The following is a 19,781-nucleotide window of genomic DNA, read 5'->3' as shown; positions in this document are numbered from 1 at the left end:
ATTTTTATTCTGCGGCTGTCATTGGCCGTTGGCGGTAATACGAAGGCCCAGCATTTGCGCCCCCATCTGGGGGAACATCAGGCCACCGGCCGCCATGCCCATCGCAACCGGTTCCTGCGGTGCCAGTTCGATCAGCAGGTGGCGCGGATCATCAACCCATGCCAGCAATTCGCCAAACGCATCATAAAGCGTTGCGTCGTCGGCAAATTGTTCCTGCGCCTGCATCAGGTTCATGGTGACCAGCATTTTCATGTCTTCGGCGGTGTTGCCATTAAGCAGGGAGGCAACGCCCAGGGCAAAAGGCAACATTTTTTCACCTGAAATTTCAAGGCGTGCACCGCGGAAGGCCGTGTCAACCGTCAGGGCCTGTTCGAGTGCAGCGTCATCGCCGATCCGGGTTTTCAGAAGACGGGTCATGACGTCATCGTTGATCCCGGTGACCGTGACCGAAAGGCCGATCTGACCGATATCGCGCAGGGCAACCTTGTCGATGCTGTAAACAAAATCGCCAGCCGTCTCATCCCAGATAATGCTGTTGGAGACATCCAGCACAAGATCATCGAAGCTGTTGATACCAAGATAGATTGCGGTATCGTTGCCACCGGTAATGCTGTCATCAAGGGTGGCATGCAGCCCTTCGAGGGTGCTGTTGTTGATTTTGACAAATGTCAGTGCGCTGTTTTCAGGGGTGAAAGGCTTTTCAAGGGCGCTTTTGAAGCTGTCGAGCCGGATTTCGACCTTTTCACCGTCCGGCGCGCCCGAGAATGAGAGGCCATTTATGGAAAACGCACCGTAAAGCGCCTGACTGAGCGGCAGGTTCATCTGACCCAGTGTGAAATCTTCGAACTGGTCGATATGTTGACCAACCATTTCATCGGCAACGTCGTAAATTTCGCCAAAGCCGGTGATTGCCATTAAATCCAGATCGGTGACGGAAAGTCCGTCCAGACCGAAATTGGCGGGCCCGTCCGGGGTTTTCTGCGTGATGTGGCTTCCGGTGATGTCGATCCCGGCAAGCCTGCCATCACGCATGTCGCGTAATGTGACATTATCGAGCGCGATTTCGACTTCCTCGTCGGAAATTACCGGGTTTTTGACGATGATTGTCTGGAAGGAGGTGTTTTCGACCATCTTCCTGGCGTCCGCCATGCTGAGCCTTGTATCAAGATCAATCATGTCACCCGTCAGATCGACGCGGAAATCAGCAAGTGAGATTTCGCCAATGGCAAGCCTGGCAGGATTGTCTGGCTGCTGCATCGACAGACCGGTCAGCGTGCCGGATTTGATCACCCGGGATTCCAGACCCGACAGGGCAATTGCATCAACCGACATTTCCAGGCCTGCGTCATCGGTAAACGACAAGGTGGTGGCCGAAATATCGTCACAGATGGCGAAATCGCGGGCAATGTCGGGATCGAAACTGGCGATCAGATCGGCCGGTCCGGCACAGCCGGCAAAGGTCATATTGTTGATGCTGCTGGTGATTTTTGTTTCCTGATCATCCATTTTCCAACCGGTGATGTTCAGGGCATCGATATTGGCCGAACCGGCATTTTCCGCCAGCAGGTGATCAATATTGATGCGGCGGATGTCGCCATCCGAAATGGTCAGGTTTTGCAGATCAGCACGACCGGTGGCGATGTCGAAATTGCGCGAAGCCAGGTCCATCGCAAGATCGCCAAGTTCCGCCTTCGGGGTGGTGATGCCATAGGCATCATAGGCAATTGCCAGTTCTTCGAGATCGGCCTGACCGGCAATGCCGTTGCCAAACGGGTTTGCCCCGATCAGGGTCAGCCAGTTGACCTGCTTGAGATGCATTGATCCGATGGTGTAGGTCACACCGTTAGGATCGATCAGTTTGACGTTCTTGGCGGCCAATGTGCGACCTAGAAGCGACATTTCGAAATTGGAAAATTCGCCGCGAAGGTCTGAGTCCGGGCTGCTGAGGATCGTGCGGAACCGGTTTTCTAGATAGGCAGGCGCCTTGTAGTGAAGACCGGCACCCGCGGCGGCCAGAACGGCAAGGCCACCGACAAGAAGAACTGTTTTTTTGCTCATGTTATCCAGCTTTTATTATGTTTCTGCACGTATGGGATGCAGACAGTAGTTGCCTGGGCAACATCTTTGTTGTCGCGCAACAAGTCAAGGAAACGTGCTTATGACAAAGGCCGGATCATTGACCCGGCCTTTGTCTTTTTGAAGCGTGATCGGAAAGATCAGGCGATCTTGTCGAGTTCGTTGATCAGGGATTCGCCCATGACGGTGGTCGAAACCTTTGCCATGCCCGGCTGCATGATATCAGCGGTGCGAAGCCCGCCTTTCAGAACGTTCTGAACGGCGGTTTCGATCATGGTTGCATCATCGCCCATGTCGAACGAATAACGCAGCATCATGGCGAAGGACAGGATGGTTGCCAGCGGGTTTGCGATGTCCTGACCTGCGATGTCCGGGGCGGAGCCGTGCACCGGCTCGTAAAGCGCCTTGCGCGCACCGCTTGCATCGGCAGCACCCAGCGATGCGGACGGCAGCATGCCAAGAGATCCGGTCAGCATGGCGGCACAATCGGAAAGGATGTCGCCAAACATGTTGGTGGTGACCATCACGTCAAACTGTTTCGGATTACGGACCAGCTGCATGGATGCGTTATCGACATACATGTGGCTGACTTCGACTTCCGGGAAGTCCTTGGCAACGCGTTCAACAACTTCGCGCCACAGAACGGTTGATTCCAGAACGTTGGCCTTATCGACCGAACACAGGCGTTTGTTGCGTTTCATGGCCATGTCAAAGGCGACACGGGCGATACGTTCAACTTCCGGCTCGGAATAAACCAGCGTGTTGAAGCCAAAACGCACACCGTCGCGTTCTTCGATGCCGCGCGGCTGACCGAAATAGATGCCGCCGGTCAATTCGCGCAGGATCATGATATCCAGACCCTTAACGACGTCTTCCTTCAGCGTCGAGGCACCGACAAGCGCATCAAACACAAGGGCCGGACGCAGGTTGGCAAACAGGCCCATTTCCTTGCGGATTTTAAGCAACCCGCGTTCCGGTTTGATATCGAAGGGAAGGTTGTCCCATTTCGGACCACCGACAGCACCAAGAAGAACCGCATCGGCCGCCATGGCATCGGCAAGCGTTTCGTCGGTCAGCGGGTTGTTGTGCGCATCAATTGATGCGCCGCCGATCAGACCTTCGGTGATTTCGAAATTGACGTTACGCTTCTTGGCCATCCAGTCCATGACGCGCTGAACCTGGCGCATGACTTCGGGGCCAATGCCGTCGCCGGGCAGCATCAGAACTTTTTTGGTGGTGCTCATCAAACAATCCTTCCCAGATATTATCGGGGTCGTTCACCCCATATCGACAAAAAGGGCGGCAGACCGATCTGGCCTGCCGCCACTTTGAATTACAGCGACAGCCAGGGCTGGGACGCAGCGCGCTTGGCTTCGAAATCGTTGATCGCGTCGCCCTTCTGCAGGGTCAGACCGATGTCATCAAGGCCGTTCAACAGGCAATGTTTGCGGAACGGTTCGACATCAAACGTGATGCAACCGCCATCCGGACCATGGATTTCCTGTTTTTCAAGATCAATTGTGATGGTGGCGTTTTCGCCGCGTTCGGCGTCATCCATCAGCTTGTCGACATCTTCCTGCGGCAGACGGATCGGCAGAATGCCGTTCTTGAAGCAGTTGTTATAGAAAATGTCGGCAAAGCTTGGCGCGATGATGCAGCGAATGCCGAAATCAAGCAGCGACCACGGCGCATGTTCGCGCGATGAACCACAGCCAAAGTTGTCACCTGATACGATGATCTTGGCATTGCGATAGGCCGGTTTGTTCAGGACGAAATCCGGGATTTCGTTGCCCTTGTCGTCATAGCGCATTTCATCAAACAGGTTCTTGCCAAGGCCCGAACGTTTGATGGTTTTAAGGAACTGTTTCGGGATGATCATGTCGGTATCTACATTGATCATCGGCAGCGGTGCTGCCACACCGGTGAGGGTCGTGAACTTATCCATTAATCTTATCCCTTGCTTCCAGTTTCCCAGGCAAGACCGAGGGCCTCGATCAGTTCCTCGGTTGCGTCGATATCCTTCGCTACGAATTCGGGCAGGTTGATCCCGGTCAGCTGCGGGAGCAGCTGTTCAAGGATCGGTGCCCGGCCGCAGCGCGCTGCGCCGTCACGGAAACTGATGAATGCTCTTTCTGCCATGGGTTTCTGCCTTAACCGAGTTTGCGGACGTCAGTCAGATGACCGGTGACTGCTGCGGCCACGGCCATCGCCGGGCTGAGCAGGTGGGTACGGCCACCACGGCCCTGACGGCCTTCGAAGTTACGGTTGGAGGTCGATGCGCAACGCTCGCCCGGCTCCAGTCGGTCCGGGTTCATCGCCAGGCACATCGAGCAGCCCGGTTCACGCCATTCAAAACCGGCTTCGAGGAAAATCTCGTGCAGGCCTTCGGCCTCGGCCTGTTCCTTGACCAGACCGGAACCCGGAACGACCATGGCACTGACGTGATCGGCAACCTTGCGACCCTTGGCGATAACCGCCGCGGCGCGCAGGTCTTCGATACGACCATTGGTGCAGGAACCGATAAAGACGCGATCAATCCTGATGTCTTCGATGTTGGTGCCAGCCGTCAGGCCCATATATTCGAGCGAACGGGCGATGGCTTTCTGTTTGCCGGGATCCTTGGCGTCGGACGGTGCCGGGACTTTGCCGTTAACCGGTACGACGTCTTCCGGGCTGGTGCCCCAGGTGACCTGCGGGATGATGTCGGCAGCATTGATTTCGACGATCTTGTCGTAATGCGCGCCTTCGTCAGACGGAAGGGTCTTCCAGTATTCGACGGCCTGTTCGAATGCGGCACCTTTGGGTGCCATCGGGCGGCCCTTGATATATTCAAAGGTTTTTTCGTCCGGTGCGATCAGGCCTGCGCGTGCGCCGCCTTCGATCGACATATTGCAGACGGTCATGCGGCCTTCCATCGACAGCGAACGAATGGCCGAACCGGCATATTCGATCACATAACCGGTGCCGCCAGCCGTGCCGATGCGTCCGATGATGGCAAGGGTGATGTCCTTGGCAGTAACGCCCGGATGCAGATCGCCTTCGACTTTGACCAGCATGTTTTTTGCAGGTTTCTGAACCAGCGTCTGGGTGGCCAGAACATGTTCGACTTCGGACGTGCCGATGCCAAATGCCAGGGTGCCGAATGCACCGTGGGTCGAGGTGTGCGAATCGCCGCAGACCATGGTGACACCCGGCAGGGTGAAACCTTCTTCCGGGCCGACAATGTGGACGATGCCCTGACGCAGGTCATTCATCGGGAAGTAATGGATACCGGTATCCTTGGCGTTCTGGTCAAGGGTGTTGACCTGGATACGGCTGTCTTCTTCCTTGATGCCTTCGGAACGGTCCGTGGTCGGAACGTTATGATCCGGAACCGCAAGGGTCAGTTCCGGGTGGCGCACTTTGCGGCCAGAATTGCGAAGGCCTTCGAAAGCCTGCGGGCTGGTCACTTCATGAACGAGATGGCGGTCAATATAAATCAGGCAGGTACCATCATCCTGCGTATCAACCACGTGACTTTCCCAAATCTTGTCAAAAAGGGTTTTAGGCGCACCCATCTCGACCTCCTCTTAAAATCGATCTTTTATGCAGCGACGACCAGACAGTAGTGCCGGCAAAGGACATTAAACCGGGGATGTTTTTTTACGACGGCAATCCTGGGATTGCGATGTCATGTGGCGCACGGCGTCGCCTGTTCCTCCGGGCATCCGGGTTTGTCCCGATATGCGAAATTTTATTATCCAGAACCGCACGGACTTGATCATTTTTGCCGCGGGAGTGCCTTTATACACTCAAGCTTCCAAATCGCAAGCAACCCGGCGCGTGTTTTTTTACGCTACTGCATCTTAAAGTAGATTCGGGGAAAATTGAGCATCTTGTGGTAGCCAAAACTACCATATTCCGGGGTGAGGCAGCCAAAGCAGGGATAGCTGATATAAAATAAAGTTATATGTTATTCGCAAGGTTTCCGCGCGTTACATCGATCAGGCATGAAAACCGGCGATTCGATATGATGCACGCATAAAGTGTATTTGCCGGTTGTTTGTCGCCCGAAACCACAGGCAATGGAAACAGCCCAAAAGAAACGGGCCCACCCGAAGGTGAGCCCGCCAATCATTCCGACAATGCGGAACGCAGATTATTTCTTGCGTTCTGCAGCCGTCAGTTTGCCTTTGTGACCGGTGGTCTGTTCGGCGATACGCGCCGATTTACCGGTACGGCCACGCAGGTAGTAAAGTTTTGCGCGACGAACGTCACCGCGACGGACGACTTCGATTTTGTCGATCGCCGGGGAGTAGTTCTGGAAGATACGCTCGACACCTTCGCCCGATGCGATTTTACGCAGGGTGAAGGACGAGTTCAGGCCGCGGTTTTTCTTGGCGATGCAGACGCCTTCGAACTGCTGGATACGCTCGCGGGTGCCTTCAACGACTTTCAGGTGAACACGGACGGTGTCGCCTGCGTCGAATTCCGGAACTTCGCGTTTTGCAGCGATTTTATCGAGCTGATCTTTTTCGATCTGCTGGATGATTGCGTTGGTCATGGTTTAACCCTCTTTGATGTGCCCGCGTGCGACATACTGATCCCAAAGGTCAGGACGCCGAGCACGGGTAATTTCTTCTGCCTGAGCATGCCGCCAGGCTTGTACCTTGGCATGATGTCCGGAAAGCAAGATCTCCGGCACGTCACGCCCGTTCCAATTGGCCGGGCGCGTGTAATGCGGATATTCAAGCAACCCGGTTTCAAAGCTTTCCTCGTCGACGGATTCGGTCTTGTTGACCACACCTTCGATAAGGCGAATGCACGATTCAATCAGGACCATGGCCGGCAGTTCGCCGCCCATGAGGATGTAGTCGCCAATGCTGATTTCCTCGACCTGATGTTCATCAAGTACGCGCTGGTCGATACCTTCGTAACGACCGCACAACAGGATGGCACCCGGTCCCGCTGCCAGTTCGCGGCAACGTTTCTGGTTCAGCATTTTCCCGCGCGGGCTGAGATAAATCAGCGGCAATTGCGGAGCTTCCGCACGCAATTCACGCAGGGTGGCGTCGACAATATCCGGGCGCATGACCATACCGGCCCCACCCCCGAAAGGATTGTCGTCAACAGTGCGGTGACGGTCGGTTGCATGATCACGGATGTCTTTGACATCCAGCGACCAGATCCCGTTTTCCAGTGCCCGTCCGGCCAGAGACTGGCCGAGCGCGCCCGGGAACATTTCCGGGAACAGGGTTGCAACCTTGGCCTGCCACACAGACATCGATCAGGCCTCCTTTCCGCTGCCGGTCGCAGTTTCTGCGCCTACTGCATCGGCAGTGACGGCATCAGAATCGCGGTCGGCCTGAGAGTCCTTGCGGGAGCTGCCCGGACGGCGGGTACGATTTCCCGGTCCTTCTTCTTCCTGCAAAAGCCCCTCGGGCGGATTTACCACCAGCTTGCGTTCCGAAAGCACCACATCGGGCACGACTTCCTTGGTAAACGGCAGGACGACGACTTTGCCACGGACTTCTTCCAGCGCGATTTCGATCACATCGCCCGCGCCAAAATCAGCCACACCCCGTACGGTCCCGAACAGCGAACCATCAACATGATGGGCTTTCAGGCCGACAAGATCGGCAAGATAGAATTCGTCTTCGTCTTCCGTTTCCGGCAGGGCCGTCCGCGGTACGTAAAGCTTGGTTCCCCGCAGCCGTTCGGCGGCGTCCCGGTCGTTCACACCATCGATCTTGGCGATCAGCTGGTCGCGAACATGTCCGACAGGAGACAGTTTGAATTTCGCCTGTCCCTTGGCGTCGAACAACGGGCCGTAACCGACAAGGTTATCCGGATCGACGGTATAGCTTTTGACGCGCACGGCACCACGCACCCCGTGCGGGGCGGTGATCATGCCGACGCAGACAAATGCATCGTCGGTTTTGGATTTGCGGGTATCAGCCATTTCGGTTCACAAATTTCCGGTATCTGATCAAAGCGTGCGAAAAGCTTATTCTTCGCTGGCAGCTTCTTCAGCAGGAGCCGCAGCAGCTTCGGCAGCTGCAGCAGCAGCGGCTTCGGCTTTTTCAGCTTTCTCACGAAGACGTTCCTGGGCTTTCGCTTTCGGAGCCGACTTCTGGGGCTGTTCGGTCGGTTTGAACGCGTCAGCCAGGCCAGCTTTGCCCAGGAAACGTGCAACACGATCGGTCGGCTGTGCGCCAACGCCCAGCCAATATTTGATGCGCTCTTCTTTGAAGGTTACGCGGTTGTCAGCATCCTTCGGGAGCATCGGATCATAGGTACCGACTTTCTCGATGAAGCTGCCGTCACGCGGGGCACGGGCATCTGCAACTACGATACGGTAGTACGGACGCTTTTTGGCACCGCCACGGGAAAGACGAATCTTGACAGCCATTCGGATAAGTTCCTTTCAGCTTGGGTTTGTAGTCTTCAAGTTACGATCCCGGAGGATCAATTTATTCCGGTTCAGGGAACCGGGGTGTTTGGTTCTTTCGAAAAATCTTGAGAACCGGGGGCTTGGCTATTTCTTTTTACCGAACCCCGGAAATCCCGGCGGCAAACCACCGCCGCCCAATCCCGGGAGCCCGGGCGGTAATCCGCCCCCGGCACCGGGAAATCCTTTTGGCAACTTGCTCATGTCGGGCATGTCGCCGCCTTCGAGCATCGAGGAATCCATTTTCGGCATGCCGCCAAACAGTCCCTTTTTGCCCATCTTGCCCATCTTTTTGATCATGGTGGACATGGTCTGATACTGTTTGAGCAGCTTGTTCACATCCTGAACCGAAAGACCGCAACCTGCGGCAATACGCTTTTTGCGCGATGCCTTGATCAGGGCCGGGTTTTCTCGTTCCTTGGGCGTCATCGACAGGATGATCGCCTCCTGATGGGTCAGAAGTTTGGGATCAAGCTTGGTCTGCGACATCTGTTTTTTCAGCGCGCCCATGCCCGGCAGCATCCCCATGATGCCGGAAAGATCACCCATTTTCTGAAGCTGCTTGAGCTGGGAAAGAAGATCGTTCAGGTCAAACTGACCCTTTGCGAGCTTCTTCGCCATTTTCTCGGCGTCTTCCTGCTTGATCGTTTCGGCAGCCTTTTCGACAAGGCTGACGACATCGCCCATCCCGAGGATACGGTTGGCTATACGATCCGGATGGAAGGCTTCCATCTCGTCGATTTTTTCACCGGTACCGAGCATCTTGATCGGGCAACCGGTGATCTGGCGCATCGACAGGGCCGCACCACCACGTGCATCACCGTCTATACGGGTCAGAACGATACCGGTGATGCCGACCTTGTCGGCGAATTCCTTGGCCACATTGACCGAGTCCTGACCGGTCATCGCATCGGTGACCAGAAGGGTCTCGGCCGGGTTGACCGCGTCACGGACCTGGGCGACTTCGCTCATCAGTTCCATATCGATATGCAGGCGCCCCGCGGTATCGAGGATGACGGCGTCATAGCCTTCCTTGCGGCCCATATCCATTGCGCGTTTTGCGATCGATACCGGCTTTTCGCCCATAATGATCGGCAGAACGTTCAGGCCGTTATTGTCGGCCAGAATTTTCAACTGCTGCTGGGCGGCCGGGCGATAGATATCAAGCGACGCCAGCAGGACTTTCTTGTTGCGCTTTTTGGTCAGATGCAGCGCGATCTTGGCCGAGCTCGTGGTTTTACCCGAACCCTGCAAACCGACCATCAGGATCGGGACCGGCGGGGTGGCCGCAAGGTTGATATCCTCGCCTTCGCCCAGCATGTTTTTCAGTTCGTCATGAACGATCTTGACGACCATTTGGCCCGGTGTGACCGAACGCAGAACGTCCTGACCAACCGCACGTTCGGTTGCATTGGTGATGAATGATTTGACGACCGGCAGCGCCACGTCAGCCTCAAGCAGGGCGACGCGTACTTCGCGCATGGCTTCCTTGACGTCGGATTCTTTCAGCGCGCCACGTCTGCGCAGCTTATCAAGAACCCCGCCAAGGCGATCGCTTAGTCCTTCAAACATTCCAAATCCCGTCTGTGTTTCCGGTGTTTCCACTGTGTGCGCACAAAAAACTAAAACCCAGTGCTCGACAACTCGAGGACTGGGGGAGTCACCCCTTGGGCGACCTTTGTTGCGCAGGGTTTATGCGATAGGGGGGATAGAGTCAAGCGCAATCAGGCGCAAAAGCGCGATGTTCTGCGCTTTTGATGCCAATCGCATCGCAATCCGCGATTCATCGCGGCCAAGCCGCTGTTTAACCCGTGATGTTGATCGGGTCGATGGCGTGATTGTCGATCAGGCGGGCTTTGCCAAGATGGGCGGCGACAAAGACGCGGCTACTTTTGCGCACCCGATCTTCGACCCGTTCAAGCGTGTCTGCATCGCGGATTTCAAGGTAATCAATCGATTTGAAACCGGCGTTCAGAATATCTTCGCGCCCCTTGCCCAGAAGCGGGACGATTTCCGCTCCTGTTGCTGCGGCTTTGGTGATTTCGCCCAAAACCCGGTCAAGTGTCGGGGCAATCGCGCGTTCTTCCGGTGTCAGATAGCGGTTGCGCGATGACATCGCCAGACCGTCATCTTCGCGCAGGATCGGTGCGCCGATGATTTCGACCGGGATGTTCAGGTCGGTGGTGAAACGGCGGATGACCATCAGCTGCTGATAGTCTTTCTGGCCAAATATCGCGCAATCGGGCAGGGCTTGCAGCAGAAGTTTGGTGACGATCTGGGCAACGCCGTCGAAATGGCCGGGACGGGAAGCACCGCACAGGACGTTGGTAAATGACCCATCGACGCTGACACGGGTGGCAAAGCCATCGGGATACATTTCTTCGACCGAGGGGGCAAAGCACAGCTCCACCCCGGCGGCATCAAGCATTTTCTGATCGTCTGGCAGTGTACGGGGATAGGCACCGAAATCCTCGTTCGGGCCGAATTGCGTCGGATTGACGAAAATGCTGACAATGACGCGGTCGGCGTGATTGCGGACATGATCCGTCAGGCTGATATGACCGGCATGAAGGGCACCCATCGTCGGGACCAGTGCCACGCGCAATCCTTCTGCGCGCCACCCGGCAACAACCGCGCGCAGTTCTGCAACGCTGTGAACGGTTTTAAGCGTCATGTTCGTCTTGTCGATCGTCTGTTGGGCAAAAAGGCGGCACCGTTATTTTACGGCGCGCAACTTGCCGGGTTTGGTCACGCCAAAGCAATGATCGTCGGTCGGGAACTGACGGGTCCGGACTTCGGTGGCATAGTTTTCAACCGCTTTGGAGACCTGATCGCCCAGATCGGCATAGCGTTTGACGAATTTCGGGGTGAAATCGGAAAACAGGCCAAGGATATCCTCGGTCACCAGCACCTGCCCGTCGCAGGCAACAGATGCACCGATGCCAATCGTCGGAATGTCGATTTCCGCGGTGATAAGCCGTGCAACGGCCTCGACCGTGCCTTCGACAACCACTGAAAATGCACCGGCTTTGGCGACAGCCTTGGCATCGGCAATCACCTTGGCAGCAGCTTCTTCGCCGCGACCCTGGCTTTTGAAACCGCCCATGGTGTTGACCTGCTGGGGCATCAGGCCAATATGGGCCATGACGGGAATGCCCCGCTGGCTGAGGAATTCGACGGTGTCAGCCAGTTCGGCGCCACCTTCGAGTTTCACCCCCGCGCATCCGGTTTCGGCAAGAATGCGCGATGCCGTGCGAAAAGCCTGTTCTCTGGATTCCTGATAGCTGCCAAACGGCAGATCGACGATCACGCAGGCGTTGGAACTGCCGCGCATGACGGCCTTGCCGTGGTTGATCATCATGTCGACGGTGACGGCAAGCGTGCTTTCCATGCCGTACACAACCATGCCCAGTGAATCCCCGACCAGAAGAAGATCGCAATGCGGGTCAAGGCGTTGCGCCATCGGCGTGGTATAGGCCGTCAGGCAGACAATCGGTTCTGCACCCTTGCGGGCACGAATGGCAGGAACCGTGATGCGGCCCTGTTTTCTGGTGGTGGCACTCATGACGTTTCTCCCCCGGTGTTACCGGATTTGGCTGCCCGATCTATGTCAGGCGTGCCGTCATGTTTACAATATGATGACCATTTGCGGGAACTGTTTTTTCGCAATCGCGAAACAGGCTTTTGGTCGAATAGCCTTTAACAGGAAGGGTTCCCTATTGTTGCCGCAGGATATTCTGTCCATTTCGGGATTTGTTGTGCAATTGCACAACGCAATCACAAGCCTTCAGCAAGATCTTCAAGCATATCAATGCCGACGGCTTCGATATGGCGATTATCCTTAAGCGTGATCGTTGCTTCCTTGCGCAGCTGCGTCAGGGTACGTGAAACCGTTTCAATGGTCAGGCCAAGGTAATCGGCGATGTCCGAGCGGCTCATCGGGACCTGAATCGTGTCGCTTTCCTCGCCGCGATGTTCCTGACGGCGGGCCAGCATCAAAAGGAAGGACGCAACCTTTTCCTTGGCCGTCTTGCGACCCAACAGCAGCATCTGATCCTGTGCGGCGGCAAGTTCGTCAACCGCCATGCCCAGCATGCGTTTTTCAAGACGCGGGAATTCGTCAAACAGCTTTTCAAGCTTCTCGCGCGGGAAACGGCAGGCGGTTACCGGCTCGATTGCCTCGGCGGTGTAGCTGTATGTGGTGTTCAGCGCCAGACCAAGGAAATCACCAGGGAACAGGAAACCGGTGATCTGGCGGCGGCCGTCGCCCAGAAGTTTGTATAGTTTTACCGAACCCGACGTGACGTTAAACACGTAATCGGCATCTTCGGCTTCGTGAAAAATCGTGCTGTGCGGGTCGAACTGAACATGGGTCAGCATCTGGCGCAAACGATCATGCTCCGTGCCCTGCAAAGAAGAGCAGAAGGTCAGGTCCTTGATTCCGCAGGCCTCACAAAGCTGGGAACGGACAGACATGGCAAACTCCGGAGCTACATGTACTTAAGATGTCAGATTGGAATTAATCTATGCGATCTGACTGCATCAGTTCAAGCGATACTAACGTTTGACTCCGTTGTTTTTCGTATGGCTGTCCTGCGGTTGCTGTTCATCGTCATCAAAAAGGATGCGATTGGCGGCTCCTTCCATGTCATCGAACTGTCCTGATTTAAGCGACCACAGAAATGCTGCCAATCCGAGAAGTCCCAGAAACAGGGCGATTGGTATCAGAAGTAATAGGTTGCTCATACTGACGGCGCTCCTGCCTCTTGGGCATGTACGGGGAGGGCGGAAGGATCTTCGGCCCGCTGTTTGTTTCTTCCAGATCGCAGGCGCAATGCGTTGGCAATCACAATCAAAGAGGATGAAGACATCGCAATGGCGGCAATCAGTGGTGTGACCATGCCCGATACCGCCAATGGAATCGTGATCAGGTTATAGGCAAATGACAGGGTGAAATTCTGCCGGACAAGCCGGTCGGATTTCCTGGCAACGTCGATGGCCTCGATCACGGCCGAAAGGCGGTCACCCTGAAACACGATATCGGCGACATTCTGGCTGATTTCGGCTGCACTTGCCGGTGACATGGATGCATAAGCTGCGGCAAGGGCCGGCGCATCATTAATACCGTCACCGACCATCAGGTCACATTTGCCATTTTCGGCGCGACGGGCGATTTCGTTTGCCTTGTCCGCCGGTGAAAGCTGCGCCTTCCAATCGCGAATGCCCAGTGTTTCCGCAAGCCGGGCAACCGTCACGGCCCGGTCCCCCGATAGCAGCGATATGTCAAAACCACGCGAAGACAGGGTTTCAATTACCTGTTCGGCATCATGACGCGGGGCATCGTGGAAAACAAAACGGGTTGCGGCCCGGCCCGGTTCCTGCAACCACATTTCGGGGCCCGCAATGTGGCTGGACAGGTCGGCATTTTCCGCAATGCCGCAAAATGCACGGCTGCCCAATCGGACCGTGCCAGCGGGCAATTCTGCTGATAGTCCCTGGCCGGGATGTTCCGAAACATTGGCGATTGGCGTTACATTTCCGGCGGCCCGTACAAGGGCACGCGACAGTGGGTGGGTGCTATTGGCCGCGATGGATGCAGCCAGTTCAAGCGCAGTGTCATCGTCCGGATTGGAGATCAATTCGGGCTTGCCGGTGGTCAATGTGCCGGTCTTATCAAAAATGACACCGCGAATACGGGTCAGTCTTTCAAGGGCCGTGGCTGATTTGACCAAGATACCAGCGCGCAACAGCCGCCCGGTCGCAATCACCTGAACAACCGGCACGGCAAGGGCAAGGGCACAGGGGCAGGTGATGATCAGAACGGCAATCGCATTCATCAGGGCATCCTGCCAGCCAATCCCGCCAATCAGCCACCAGCCGAGAAATGTCGTGCCCGAAAGAAGATGAACCACCGGGGCATAGGATTTGGCGACACGGTCGGCAAGGGCGACATATCGGGCGCGTCCCTGTTCGGCGTTTTCCATTAACCGTACAATTTCAGCCAGAAGCGTTGTTTGACCGGTCGCAGTAACGCGGATGCGCAACGGAGCCGATATATTGGTTGTTCCGGCGAAAACGGTTGTGCCTGGTTTGGCGGTGTTCGGGATGCTTTCCCCCGTGATCAGGCTGGTATCGATATCCGATTGACCATCAAGGATTTCACCATCAATGCCGATCCGCTCCCCCGCTGCCACCAGAACGATCATGCCCGGTTTGGCCTTGTCCGGTGCGATCAGTCGGCGGGTGCCATCGTCACCCAGAACCGTGACCGAGCGCGCATTCAGCGATAGCAGATGTTCGGCGGCTGATCGGGCCTGACCACGGGCGCGGCTGTCAAGATATCGGCCAACCAGCAGGAAAAACAAAAGCGTTATGGCAGAATCGAAATAGGCATGGGGGCCGCCGCGCATGGTTTCAGCCAGACTCATGCCAAGGGCAAGAATGACCCCCAGGCTGATCGGCACATCCATATTGACCCGGCGATTGCGGATGGCACCCCATGCGGAGCGGTAAAACGGCATTCCGGCATAGACGGCTGCCGGAAGGGCAATCAGGGCCGATATCCAATGGAAAAGATCGCGGGTTGCCCCGCCCATTCCCTGAAAATATCCGGCCCAGACAGAAACCGACAGCAGCATGACGTTGCCCGCGGCAAATCCGGCAACCGCCAGACAGCGCAGCAATTCGCTGTTGCGGGCCTGTGTTGCCTGTTCTAGCGCTGCGGGATCGAACGGGATCAGCCGGTATCCCATCTGCAGAACCGGTTTAACCAGTTCATCCACATCGGCAATGTCACCGTTCCATGTCAGCCGTAACCGGCGGGTGGTCATATTGACGCGCGCATGCAGGACAGACGGATTTTTTTGCAGCAGGGTTTCGATCAGCCAGACACAGGCCGCACAATGTATGCCATCCACCATCAGGTTAAGATGATGAACGCCTTCGTCGTCGGTGCTGACAAGATCGGTGAAATTAACCGCAGCGATTTCATCGCTATCGGGGCGCAATGGCCGGGCTTTGGGATCGATGCTTCGGCGGCTGTAATAGGATTTAAGACCCAGATCGCCCAGAAGTTCAAACGCACCTGCACATCCCCGACAGCAAAAATCAGGCCCGACCGGTGACATCGAGGTCACCGGATCTCCACAATGGCGGCAGGTGGTTTGGGGGGTCATGGTTTTACGACAACGGTCTCGACAGTCTGATAATCATCACCAAGGGCGCGCGCGATGGTCCGGATTTCCCAACGGCCATAAACCGGGAACGCGGCACTTGCCCGATATTCCCCGGGCGCGATTTCCGCCATTCGCACGGTCTGGTCAAGATCGTCACGGTCCGAACGCCGCAAAACGATTTCCATTTTGGCACCGCTTATCGGTTGGGAATCGCGATCCCGGAACAGGACAGTAACCGTCGCAGACTGATTGATCAGACCCTCGACCGACAGTTTGCTGCGCCATCCCAGTTCGGCCTGACGCTGCGCGCCCGACATTGCGGCGTTATAATTGTTGCCTTCTTCGAAGGCGTGTTTGGTGACAAGTCCGTTCCAGCTTGTCATTGAAAACGTGATCAGCGAGATGTTGGCGATCAGCATGATCGCAAAACCGCCAACAAAGTACCACGGGATCAGACGATCCGATTTGCGCGGACCCGCAACAGAGGATGGTGAGGTTGTGGTCTGGGTCGTCATCTTTCTATCTCCTGTCCGGCGCAATAGGGTCGGTGGCCGGATCGTCAGGCGGGTGTCGGTTATTTCGGACCGGCAAATACGGTATCATAAGTTTCGCGAATATTGTCCTTTGGATCGGTCACGCTGAACTCGAACGGTGTGGCTTCGCCGTCCAGTGCTTCTGGATCGGCCGCAACAAAGACACGGAAACTGCCAACGCGGTCCGGGGCAACATCCAGGCTGAATGTGCCATCTTGGTTAGGTGTCAGACCGATAACCTGAAAATCGGTGGCATCAAGTCCTTCGATTGTAAGGATATAGGTTTTGGCAGCCTGTTCCTTGTTCAGGACCTTTAAGGTGTAGCCATTTCGGACATCACCATCGGACAGTCGGACGAATATCGGGTTGCGATCCCGCAAAACGTTGACTTCAAGCGTCGAGCGATTGAACAGGCCAAAGGCCATCACGCCTGCGACCAGCATCACGATGATCGAATAGAAAACGGTACGCGGCCGGACGATGCGGATTTTGGTCGCCTTGCCATGCGCGCGCAACTGGCTGTTTTGCACCGAATCAAACCGGACCAGATCACGCGGGAAGCCGACCTTGTCCATCATTTCGTTGCAGGCATCGATACACAGGCCACAGCCGATGCATTCCATCTGCAATCCGTCACGGATATCGATCCCTGTCGGGCAGACGTTAAAGCAGGCATAGCAATCAATGCAGTGGCCAACTTCCGGGACTTCGCCGCGCACAAGGTTCTTGCGCTTGATCGGACCACGCGGTTCGCCGCGCCAGCCTTCATAGGTGACGATCATCGACTCGTCATCAAGCATCGCCGACTGGAAACGCGGCCATGGGCACATATAGGTGCAAACCTGTTCGCGCGCCCACCCGGCCAGCAGATAGGTCGAAAAAGTCAGGAACGCGATGGTGACATAAACACCCAGTGACGCATCACCGGTAAAGATATCGACCATGACCGTCGGCGCATCGTGGAAATAAAGCACAAACGCACCGCCGGTTGCCGCGGCAATCACCAGCCATGAAAGATGGGTTGCGCCGATTTTCCAGATTTTTTCGAATGTCCAGGGCGATTTGTCCAGACGCATGCGCGCATTGCGATCCCCCTGGATATGACGTTCGACCAGCATGAAAAGATCGGTCCACACCGTTTGCGGACAGCCATAACCGCACCAGATGCGGCCAAACAGCGACGTTGCCAGAAACAGACCGATCGCGGCAAGGATCAGAAGGCCGGTGATGTAATAGACTTCCTGCGGCCAGATCTCGATAAAGAAGAAATAGGCGCGGCCAAGATCCATGTCGATCAGCACGGCCTGGTCCGGTGCCGAAGGTCCGCGGTCCCAGCGCAGCCAGGGAACAATCCAGTAAATGGCAAGCAGAGTGACCAGCGCAAACCATTTCAGGTTACGGAAACGGCCCGAGACCCGTTTCGGATAGACCTTGTCGCGGGTTTTATAGAGTGGCTGGTCGCGGTCATCTTCCGGCAGTGTATCGTTTTGCGGGATCGGATGTGCGGGATCGGGCTGTTGCAAATGGGGCATGGCCATTGTCGCTACCTGACTGTTGGGCCGCATCGCCGATAACTGCTCTCTTGTGGCTTTGGGGCCACCAGTTATCTGCATGGTGCACAACATGGCATGCGGCATGCCATGTCGGATTAGGATTATTCAAATTGCAGTGCCAACATACGAAAAACCCGCCGCACCCCACCATGACACAAATCAATTTTTGATCAGATCACAGTGTATAAAGGTGCGGCGGGCAGAAGATTTTAAAGGTTACTGACCGCCACCAAGCGAGTGGACATAAACCGTCAGCATCTTGATGGTTTCTTCGTCAAGACGACCACCCCATGCCGGCATGACGCCACCACGCGAATTGGTCACGGTTTCGGTAATGGTTGCGGCATCGCCACCATACAGCCAGATCGCATCCGTCAGGTTCGGTGCCCCCAATTCCTGAACACCCTTGGCGTCTTCGCCATGGCAGGATGCGCAGTTATCGGCGAAGACTTCCATGCCGCGGGTTGCTGCGGCCTTGTCGGTTTCGCGTCCGGTAAAGGACAGGACATACTGAACAACATCATTGATGCCTTCGCGTTCCAGTATCTCGTCACGACCAAAGGCAGGCATATCGTTGAAACGCGTATCGTCATTGGCATCCCAGCGGACACCGACATGCAGCGTTTCATTGATGGTTTCAAGCGAACCACCCCACAGCCAGTCATCGTCCTGAAGGGATGGGAAGCCCGGGTTGCCCGAACCGCCCGTGCCATGACACGGTGCGCAGTTTTCTGCGAACACGGCCTTGCCACCTGCCATCGAGAAGTTCAGCAATTCGCTGTCATTAACGATTTCATCCAGATCCAGTGCTGCCAGACGCTCCATATACGGTGCGCGTTCGGCGGCAACATTGGCCATGGTTTCATGCAGTTGGGTCCGGTTGGTGGTTTCGAACATACCGGTAAGGTAGCTCGTTGCCGTCGGCCAGGACGGATAAACCACCCAATAGCCGACCGACCAGACGATCGTGGCCCAGAAAACATAGACCCACCAGGACGGCAGCGGTGTATTCAGCTCTTTGATGCCATCCCATTCATGACCGGTGGTTTCGTGGCCCGAAACCTGGTCTTTTTCGACATGTGTCGACATAGCTCGGTTCTCCCCCTATTCCTCATCCCGAAGCGGAATCCGGGCATGCTCTTCCATGTCTTTCCGGCGCTTTTTGCTGGGCCACATGACCCAGGCAATGATCGCCCCGAAAAGCAGCATTAGCCACAGACCCCACAAGGGTCGGAAAAAGTCAGCGAGTTGCGTAAAGAATTCCATGACGTTCCCCTTCGCCTTAGCGCAGGTTCAGTTGCGGGTTGTAGGTGGTGAAATCGACCATGCGACCCAGGACCTGCAGATACGCGACCAGTGCATCCATTTCGGTCAGTTTCGCGGGGTTTCCGTCAAAGTCACCGGTTGCCGCATTCGGATAACGTGCAAGGAGTTCATCGTAATCCTCGTCCGCCATCGCCTGCAGATACAGGTCGGCCTTGGCATTCTCGATCTGCTCGTCGGTATAAGGAACACCAACCATTTTAAGCGTCTCAAGATGGGCCTGGGCGTCATCGAACTTCAATTCGCGTTCCGCCAGGAACGGATAGCCCGGCATGATCGATTCCGGCACGACAGAGCGCGGATCTTTCAGGTGGGCAACATGCCAGTCGTTGGAATATTTGGCACCAACGCGGGCAAGATCCGGTCCGGTACGTTTCGATCCCCACTGGAACGGATGGTCATACATCGATTCCGCGGCAAGGCTGTAATGGCCATAACGTTCGACCTCGTCACGGAACGGACGGATCTGCTGGGAATGGCAGTTATAGCACCCTTCGCGGAGATAGATGTTGCGACCCGCCTGTTCGAGCGGTGAATAGGGACGGACCCCTTCAACCTTCTCGATGGTCTGTTCCATCGTGAACAACGGCACGATTTCGACAATACCACCGATGATGATGGTCAGGAAAATCCCGAGGATGAGAACAAAGACGTTCTTCTCAACAATGTGGTGTTTTTTCAGAAGCATTTT

20 protein-coding genes are annotated in these 19,781 nt (G+C 55.9%); all 20 read right to left on the bottom strand.

Annotated features, from left to right (window positions below):
* Positions 1 to 18 precede the first annotated feature (18 nt).
* The 20 genes from TH468_RS04145 to ccoO all read right to left on the bottom strand — a co-directional run bounded on the left by TH468_RS04145 (position 19) and on the right by ccoO (position 19,778).
* Positions 19 to 2,058, bottom strand: a complete 2,040-nt coding sequence (locus tag TH468_RS04145; RefSeq protein WP_085642295.1) for a hypothetical protein — start codon at positions 2,056 to 2,058, stop codon at positions 19 to 21.
* 158 nt (positions 2,059 to 2,216) lie between these two features.
* The gene (gene leuB / locus TH468_RS04140) at positions 2,217 to 3,320 is read right to left on the bottom strand and encodes a 3-isopropylmalate dehydrogenase (protein WP_085642294.1); all 1,104 of its coding nucleotides are present in this window, start codon (positions 3,318 to 3,320) and stop codon (positions 2,217 to 2,219) included.
* Positions 3,321 to 3,409: 89 nt separating this feature from the next.
* A complete protein-coding gene (gene leuD, locus TH468_RS04135) occupies positions 3,410 to 4,021 on the bottom strand; it encodes a 3-isopropylmalate dehydratase small subunit (protein WP_007089130.1) in 612 nt (203 codons plus the stop codon).
* 5 nt (positions 4,022 to 4,026) lie between these two features.
* Positions 4,027 to 4,215 (bottom strand): hypothetical protein, encoded by a 189-nt coding sequence (locus TH468_RS04130; protein ID WP_007089129.1) that lies wholly within the window; start codon positions 4,213 to 4,215, stop codon positions 4,027 to 4,029.
* Positions 4,216 to 4,226: 11 nt separating this feature from the next.
* The gene (leuC, locus tag TH468_RS04125) at positions 4,227 to 5,633 is read right to left on the bottom strand and encodes a 3-isopropylmalate dehydratase large subunit (protein ID WP_085642293.1); all 1,407 of its coding nucleotides are present in this window, start codon (positions 5,631 to 5,633) and stop codon (positions 4,227 to 4,229) included.
* A 581-nt stretch (positions 5,634 to 6,214) separates the two neighbouring features.
* Positions 6,215 to 6,619 carry a 50S ribosomal protein L19 gene (gene rplS, locus TH468_RS04120; RefSeq protein ID WP_007089127.1) on the bottom strand — a complete coding sequence of 135 codons (405 nt, stop codon included), beginning with the start codon at positions 6,617 to 6,619 and terminating at the stop codon, positions 6,215 to 6,217.
* A 3-nt stretch (positions 6,620 to 6,622) separates the two neighbouring features.
* Positions 6,623 to 7,339, bottom strand: coding sequence for a tRNA (guanosine(37)-N1)-methyltransferase TrmD (gene trmD, locus TH468_RS04115; RefSeq protein WP_007089126.1), 717 nt, complete (start codon positions 7,337 to 7,339; stop codon positions 6,623 to 6,625).
* A gap of 3 nt (positions 7,340 to 7,342) precedes the next feature.
* Positions 7,343 to 8,017, bottom strand: coding sequence for a ribosome maturation factor RimM (gene rimM / locus TH468_RS04110; protein ID WP_085642292.1), 675 nt, complete (start codon positions 8,015 to 8,017; stop codon positions 7,343 to 7,345).
* Between the two features lie 45 nt (positions 8,018 to 8,062).
* Complete coding sequence (gene rpsP, locus TH468_RS04105) at positions 8,063 to 8,467, bottom strand: 30S ribosomal protein S16 (protein ID WP_007089124.1); 405 nt, start codon at positions 8,465 to 8,467, stop codon at positions 8,063 to 8,065.
* Positions 8,468 to 8,593: 126 nt separating this feature from the next.
* Positions 8,594 to 10,078: a signal recognition particle protein gene (gene ffh / locus TH468_RS04100; protein WP_085642291.1), complete on the bottom strand. Its 1,485-nt coding sequence runs from the start codon at positions 10,076 to 10,078 to the stop codon at positions 8,594 to 8,596.
* Between the two features lie 232 nt (positions 10,079 to 10,310).
* Complete coding sequence (gene panC / locus TH468_RS04095) at positions 10,311 to 11,180, bottom strand: pantoate--beta-alanine ligase (RefSeq protein ID WP_085642290.1); 870 nt, start codon at positions 11,178 to 11,180, stop codon at positions 10,311 to 10,313.
* A gap of 42 nt (positions 11,181 to 11,222) precedes the next feature.
* Entirely contained in the window at positions 11,223 to 12,071 is an 849-nt protein-coding gene (gene panB / locus TH468_RS04090; protein ID WP_085642289.1) for a 3-methyl-2-oxobutanoate hydroxymethyltransferase, read from the bottom strand.
* A gap of 212 nt (positions 12,072 to 12,283) precedes the next feature.
* Complete coding sequence (locus TH468_RS04085; protein WP_007089120.1) at positions 12,284 to 12,982, bottom strand: cyclic nucleotide-binding domain-containing protein; 699 nt, start codon at positions 12,980 to 12,982, stop codon at positions 12,284 to 12,286.
* A gap of 81 nt (positions 12,983 to 13,063) precedes the next feature.
* On the bottom strand, positions 13,064 to 13,252 hold the full coding sequence (gene ccoS / locus TH468_RS04080; RefSeq protein ID WP_085642288.1) for a cbb3-type cytochrome oxidase assembly protein CcoS: 189 nt from the start codon (positions 13,250 to 13,252) through the stop codon (positions 13,064 to 13,066).
* Positions 13,249 to 15,633 (bottom strand): heavy metal translocating P-type ATPase, encoded by a 2,385-nt coding sequence (locus tag TH468_RS04075; protein ID WP_246832211.1) that lies wholly within the window; start codon positions 15,631 to 15,633, stop codon positions 13,249 to 13,251. The genes ccoS and TH468_RS04075 overlap by 4 nt, the downstream gene beginning before the upstream one ends.
* Positions 15,634 to 15,677: 44 nt before the next feature.
* Positions 15,678 to 16,196 carry a FixH family protein gene (locus TH468_RS04070; protein ID WP_085642286.1) on the bottom strand — a complete coding sequence of 173 codons (519 nt, stop codon included), beginning with the start codon at positions 16,194 to 16,196 and terminating at the stop codon, positions 15,678 to 15,680.
* Positions 16,197 to 16,255: 59 nt separating this feature from the next.
* Positions 16,256 to 17,752, bottom strand: a complete 1,497-nt coding sequence (gene ccoG / locus TH468_RS04065) for a cytochrome c oxidase accessory protein CcoG (protein WP_085642285.1) — start codon at positions 17,750 to 17,752, stop codon at positions 16,256 to 16,258.
* A gap of 231 nt (positions 17,753 to 17,983) precedes the next feature.
* Complete coding sequence (ccoP, locus tag TH468_RS04060; RefSeq protein WP_071240870.1) at positions 17,984 to 18,856, bottom strand: cytochrome-c oxidase, cbb3-type subunit III; 873 nt, start codon at positions 18,854 to 18,856, stop codon at positions 17,984 to 17,986.
* A gap of 15 nt (positions 18,857 to 18,871) precedes the next feature.
* A complete protein-coding gene (locus TH468_RS21970; RefSeq protein WP_085642284.1) occupies positions 18,872 to 19,033 on the bottom strand; it encodes a cbb3-type cytochrome c oxidase subunit 3 in 162 nt (53 codons plus the stop codon).
* Between the two features lie 16 nt (positions 19,034 to 19,049).
* Positions 19,050 to 19,778, bottom strand: coding sequence for a cytochrome-c oxidase, cbb3-type subunit II (ccoO, locus tag TH468_RS04050; RefSeq protein WP_007089113.1), 729 nt, complete (start codon positions 19,776 to 19,778; stop codon positions 19,050 to 19,052).
* Between the last annotated feature and the right edge of the window lie 3 nt (positions 19,779 to 19,781).

The sequence above is a fragment of the Thalassospira sp. MCCC 1A03138 genome (genome assembly GCF_002115785.1).
GTDB lineage: Bacteria > Pseudomonadota > Alphaproteobacteria > Rhodospirillales > Thalassospiraceae > Thalassospira.
The sequence above is the reverse complement of the archived record's forward strand: the minus strand, read 5'-3'. Positions and strand labels throughout refer to the sequence as shown.

Bases quoted from the DNA above. Each gene is read 5' to 3' on its own strand.
- TH468_RS04145 (WP_085642295.1), bottom strand. From the start codon at position 2,058: ATGAGCAAAAAAACAGTTCTTCTTGTCGGTGGCCTTGCCGTTCTGGCC.
- leuB (WP_085642294.1), bottom strand. From the start codon at position 3,320: ATGAGCACCACCAAAAAAGTTCTGATGCTGCCCGGCGACGGCATTGGC.
- leuD (WP_007089130.1), bottom strand. From the start codon at position 4,021: ATGGATAAGTTCACGACCCTCACCGGTGTGGCAGCACCGCTGCCGATG.
- TH468_RS04130 (WP_007089129.1), bottom strand. From the start codon at position 4,215: ATGGCAGAAAGAGCATTCATCAGTTTCCGTGACGGCGCAGCGCGCTGC.
- leuC (WP_085642293.1), bottom strand. From the start codon at position 5,633: ATGGGTGCGCCTAAAACCCTTTTTGACAAGATTTGGGAAAGTCACGTG.
- rplS (WP_007089127.1), bottom strand. From the start codon at position 6,619: ATGACCAACGCAATCATCCAGCAGATCGAAAAAGATCAGCTCGATAAA.
- trmD (WP_007089126.1), bottom strand. From the start codon at position 7,339: ATGTCTGTGTGGCAGGCCAAGGTTGCAACCCTGTTCCCGGAAATGTTC.
- rimM (WP_085642292.1), bottom strand. From the start codon at position 8,017: ATGGCTGATACCCGCAAATCCAAAACCGACGATGCATTTGTCTGCGTC.
- rpsP (WP_007089124.1), bottom strand. From the start codon at position 8,467: ATGGCTGTCAAGATTCGTCTTTCCCGTGGCGGTGCCAAAAAGCGTCCG.
- ffh (WP_085642291.1), bottom strand. From the start codon at position 10,078: ATGTTTGAAGGACTAAGCGATCGCCTTGGCGGGGTTCTTGATAAGCTG.
- panC (WP_085642290.1), bottom strand. From the start codon at position 11,180: ATGACGCTTAAAACCGTTCACAGCGTTGCAGAACTGCGCGCGGTTGTT.
- panB (WP_085642289.1), bottom strand. From the start codon at position 12,071: ATGAGTGCCACCACCAGAAAACAGGGCCGCATCACGGTTCCTGCCATT.
- TH468_RS04085 (WP_007089120.1), bottom strand. From the start codon at position 12,982: ATGTCTGTCCGTTCCCAGCTTTGTGAGGCCTGCGGAATCAAGGACCTG.
- ccoS (WP_085642288.1), bottom strand. From the start codon at position 13,252: ATGAGCAACCTATTACTTCTGATACCAATCGCCCTGTTTCTGGGACTT.
- TH468_RS04075 (WP_246832211.1), bottom strand. From the start codon at position 15,633: ATGTCACCGGTCGGGCCTGATTTTTGCTGTCGGGGATGTGCAGGTGCG.
- TH468_RS04070 (WP_085642286.1), bottom strand. From the start codon at position 16,196: ATGACGACCCAGACCACAACCTCACCATCCTCTGTTGCGGGTCCGCGC.
- ccoG (WP_085642285.1), bottom strand. From the start codon at position 17,752: ATGGCCATGCCCCATTTGCAACAGCCCGATCCCGCACATCCGATCCCG.
- ccoP (WP_071240870.1), bottom strand. From the start codon at position 18,856: ATGTCGACACATGTCGAAAAAGACCAGGTTTCGGGCCACGAAACCACC.
- TH468_RS21970 (WP_085642284.1), bottom strand. From the start codon at position 19,033: ATGGAATTCTTTACGCAACTCGCTGACTTTTTCCGACCCTTGTGGGGT.
- ccoO (WP_007089113.1), bottom strand. From the start codon at position 19,778: ATGCTTCTGAAAAAACACCACATTGTTGAGAAGAACGTCTTTGTTCTC.